3 protein-coding genes are annotated in these 4,164 nt (G+C 34.8%); 2 read left to right on the forward strand and 1 reads right to left on the reverse strand.

Annotation, left to right across the window (positions count from 1 at the left end):
• Positions 1-1,108, reverse strand: a 1,108-nt coding sequence (locus tag AC3DU7_RS26980) for an RNA-guided endonuclease InsQ/TnpB family protein (protein WP_488042349.1), incomplete at its 3' end; no start/stop codon positions are given.
• 250 nt (positions 1,109-1,358) lie between these two features.
• Between AC3DU7_RS26980 and AC3DU7_RS26985 the strand changes: the two genes are divergently transcribed.
• Together AC3DU7_RS26985 and AC3DU7_RS26990 are read left to right on the forward strand one after the other, a co-directional pair.
• Positions 1,359-2,141, forward strand: a complete 783-nt coding sequence (locus tag AC3DU7_RS26985) for an HAD family hydrolase (protein ID WP_488042350.1) — start codon at positions 1,359-1,361, stop codon at positions 2,139-2,141.
• An 832-nt stretch (positions 2,142-2,973) separates the two neighbouring features.
• Positions 2,974-4,164, forward strand: a 1,191-nt coding sequence (locus AC3DU7_RS26990; RefSeq protein ID WP_488042351.1) for a DNA double-strand break repair nuclease NurA, incomplete at its 3' end; no start/stop codon positions are given.

Below are 4,164 nucleotides of genomic sequence, written 5' to 3' on the forward strand. Positions count from 1 at the left end.
TTCTATACAAACCACGCTTTATTCTTTTTCCTGATGGTTTCCAATCATTGGGTTTCTCACCATAATTAGGCAGATAGTCACCATCTAAAAATGAAGCAATACTTGTATAACTCTCTTCTGTTTCTATAAAGATTATTCCATATTCAGAACACAATTGAGCTATTCTTTCTTTAAGTCTAGCTGTGGGAATTGGTACAAATTCTGAATTATTTTTATGACCTAATTTTATTTCATTTTTCTGACCTTTATTCCAACCAAAAATAATTGTACCAACCCCATGTTCTACACAATGATTAATAACTATTCTGGCTGCTTTATTAATACCGTCACGAATTTGGCGGTTACGCTTTTCTGTAATTACAGCTAGCTTATTTGACCAAAATCCCAAAGGTTGATTTTCTTTGATAGTTGATACTTGTTTGTTGTACCAACGATTCATTGATTTGAGATGTTTACCATCTACAATTAAGCTCGTACCGACATTAGATACACAAGTCAACCAATTATTGACACCATGGTCAATCCCTAATACATTTTCTTGATTTAATTGAGGTTTAACTACTTCTTTTTCATAGACAAATTCATAGTAAAAACATCTATTTCTTGGTAGAATTCTCAGTTCTTTAAGAGCATTAAATTCGAGATTACTAGGCTTATGAATATAAAAGCAATCTAAACCAAACCAGCGTTTACAGGTATTACCTAGTGGTACTCTAATTTGATTACCTTTGAGCTTTAATGCTTGAGCCGGATAACTAACTGTAGCTAATCCTCCTTTTCCTTTTTTTCTATAGTTAGGTATTCTAGGTCTATCTGCAATTTTTCCTTCAGTATAAGCTTTAATTAGACTATAATAAGACCTAAATGATTCAGCTACAGCTCTCAATACTTGTTGTGCTGCTTGAGAATGTAAAACTTTATAGTGGTTGTTGTTTTTGTAAACCTTTTCTAAGTCAAACTTACCAATACCTTTTTGAGACTTAAAATATAATTGCCGACCATAATATATTCCCATGTTAGTTAGCTTGTGAGACTGTTCACATAAGAATGTTAAAGTTGCAATTAATTGAGGATTTTTACCTACTAAAACTTGTTGACAACAGTACATTTCAAAAAGGCGTTGGAATACTTATTGTCCATTACAATAGCACAGGACAACTAAAGTTGTCTAGTCTAAACAACTCCCTCGTTTTCATTAAAATACGGGGGCTTTCAGCGGAAGCTATCTGGTAAAAAACATAGTTTTGTTAAAAAATGCAACATCTAAGACGGTAAAATCTACATAGGGTAGGTAACAGCGATGAAGCAGTCTTACTTTTGACTTTTAATTTTTAACTTTTGATTTAAGCAGCTAAACTATGCAAAAAACAATTCCTACTCTTCTAGCTCTTGACTTTGATGGCGTTTTATGTAATGGACTGGTTGAATATTTTCAAACGGCCTGGCGCACCTATTGTCAAATTTGGCAACCATCAGAGCAAATACCAAATAATGATTTGGCAGAAAAATTTTATCGATTACGTCCGGTAATTGAAATTGGTTGGGAAATGCCTGTTTTGATTCGGGCATTAATATTAGGTATTGAAGAAGAAAAAATTTTACAGGAATGGCAAGCGATCGCTACAAAGATTGTGACTGAAGAGAATAAAAATCCAGCAGAAATTGGTAGTTGTCTGGATAGTACTAGAGATGAATGGATAGCAAAAGATTTAGAAGGATGGTTGTCTTTACATGAATTTTATCCAGGAGTAGTGGAAAAGTTAAAGCAGTTGATAGTATCAGAAGTTAAACCAGTTATTGTGACAACTAAAGAGGGGCGGTTTGTACGATCGCTCCTGCAAAAACAAGGTGTGAATTTACCTGAAACGGATATTATTGGCAAAGAATGTAAGCGTCCTAAGTATGAAACTCTGAGAATTTTATTAGCAGCATCAGGAGCAGGCACAATTATTTGGTTTGTTGAAGATAGATTGAAAACTTTACTATCTGTACAAAAACAATCTGACTTAAAAGAAGTAGAATTATTTTTAGCAGATTGGGGTTACAATACTCAGAAAGAACGAGAATCTGTAGCTCAACATCCTCCTATTAATTTATTATCTTCTACTCAGTTTTGCCAGGATTTTTCTAAGTGGAAATAAGGAAGAGGGAAGAAGGAAGAAGGAAGAAGTTAAGAGGTTGTCTGAGAAGTCTCATTTGCTAAATCACTCGCCTCTGCGCATCCCCCAAAATTGGGGAACTTTTACCAACTAATTGATTCTTTTTCCCCCCAAAATTGGCTTGCTCGGGGGGCAAAATTCAGTACTAAATAACTTTTAAAACATCCTCTAAAAAGTTAAGAAGGAAGGAAGAGGGAGACCCCTTGAAAGTTAGGAAAAAACTTAAATTTGAGAAGATAGTATTATCCTGCAAGTAAGAAGGAAGAAGAAGGAAGAAGAAAGGAACAGAAAGACTGCTGGAAGATTAAGAAAAAACTTATAGCAGATTCTGCTTTACTCAGGTAAACCAATCGCGGGCAAGATGCCCGCACTACAAAAATTTCATTGTCAATCTCTGTATTTCATATACTTGGAATATGCTGTAAATTTAAGAAATAGTATAAAAATCCTAAATTTAGACATTTCCAATAATAAAAAATCAAATCAATTATCCCACTTTTAAGGGGATAAAAAAAGCGGTCGAGAGATGGCGAGTTCTCCTCCTCATATCTAATCGACCAAGAGAAGAGAATATTCCTTATTTCAAGCCTCCTTATTGCAGAGGTACTGATAACTGATAACTGATAACTGATAACTGATAACTGATAACTGAAATGACCTTTTTTTCTTCAATGTCACTATTGATTCTTTCCTTCTTTATTTCTTCCCTTTTCTTTCTTTCCTTCTTTATTTCTTCCCTCTTCCTTCTTCCCTCTTCCCTCTTTCTTCTTCCTTATTAATTACTTAAATCTCTAAAAATTAGGAAATAAAAACTATGCTAGACCTAACAAAACTAGCGAAACAAATGCAAGGGATGAGCCAACATCTCACAGCAGAAGCAATGGCAGCACAAAATAGATTAGAAATAGCTCAACAATTACTAGAAGAGGCAAAAACTGAACAAGAAAAATTATTAGAATTAGAAGAAAGTTGGAGCGATCGCATACTTTTTAATCCGGCTATTCCGATAGAATCTTTAGATACTTATCCTCAAATTAATCCTCCTCCAAAAAATCATACAGTCTTTGCTACGGACGGTTCTCAAATAGCACCAAGTCACCATGAAATTGCTTATTGTTATTTGCTAAATATTGGGCGAGTCATGCTGAATTATGGTGAAAGTATTTATCCACTTTTAGATAGTATTCCAGAAATTTTTTATCAAGCAGATGACCTTTATATTTCTCGACAATGGGGAATTAAAACTGAAGAATGGATGGGTTATCGACGGACTATTTCTGAAGCTTTGGTTTTGGCAGAATTGGGTTGTGAATGGAGGGAAAATAATCCGGATAATTTAGATTACCCAATATTAGCTATGGTTGATGGTTCTCTGATTTATTGGTTCTTAGAATCTTTGCCTTCTGAAGCACGGGATAGAATTTTAAATCCGATTTTAGATGCTTGGAATAAATTAAAATTAGCGGGTATTCCTTTGATTGGTTATTTGAGTGCTTCTCGCAGTAGTGAAAGTTTATCTTTTTTACGTTTAAAGGCTTGTATTTATGATGAACCTGACTGTGTTAGTAATTGTCCGAATGTTGGGTTAGGAGGATTTGGTTTTACGGAAAAAGCACCTTGTCAGTCATTTGAACCTTTGCGAGATGTGGTATTTTGGGGTTCTATATTGCAACCAGGGCAAAGAAGTCCTTTATGGCAATCTTCCGCTAGAATTTTGGATTTATATGGAGATAATATTATCTATTTTTGTTATGTGAATGTTGGTACAGAAGTTGCCAGAATTGATATGCCGGAATGGGTTGCTGAGGATGAAGAAATGTTGGAATTAGTGTTAGGAATGATGTTAGCTCAAGTGCAAAAAGGTTATGGTTATCCGGTGGTATTGGCAGAAGCTCATAATCAGGCGGTGGTTAGAGGAGGCGATCGGGCGAGTTTCTTTGCTTTATTAGAGCAGGAAATGATTAAAGCTGGTTTGAAAAATGTGGGAACTTCTTATAAGGAGACT

The sequence above is a fragment of the Okeania sp. genome (assembly GCF_983059655.1).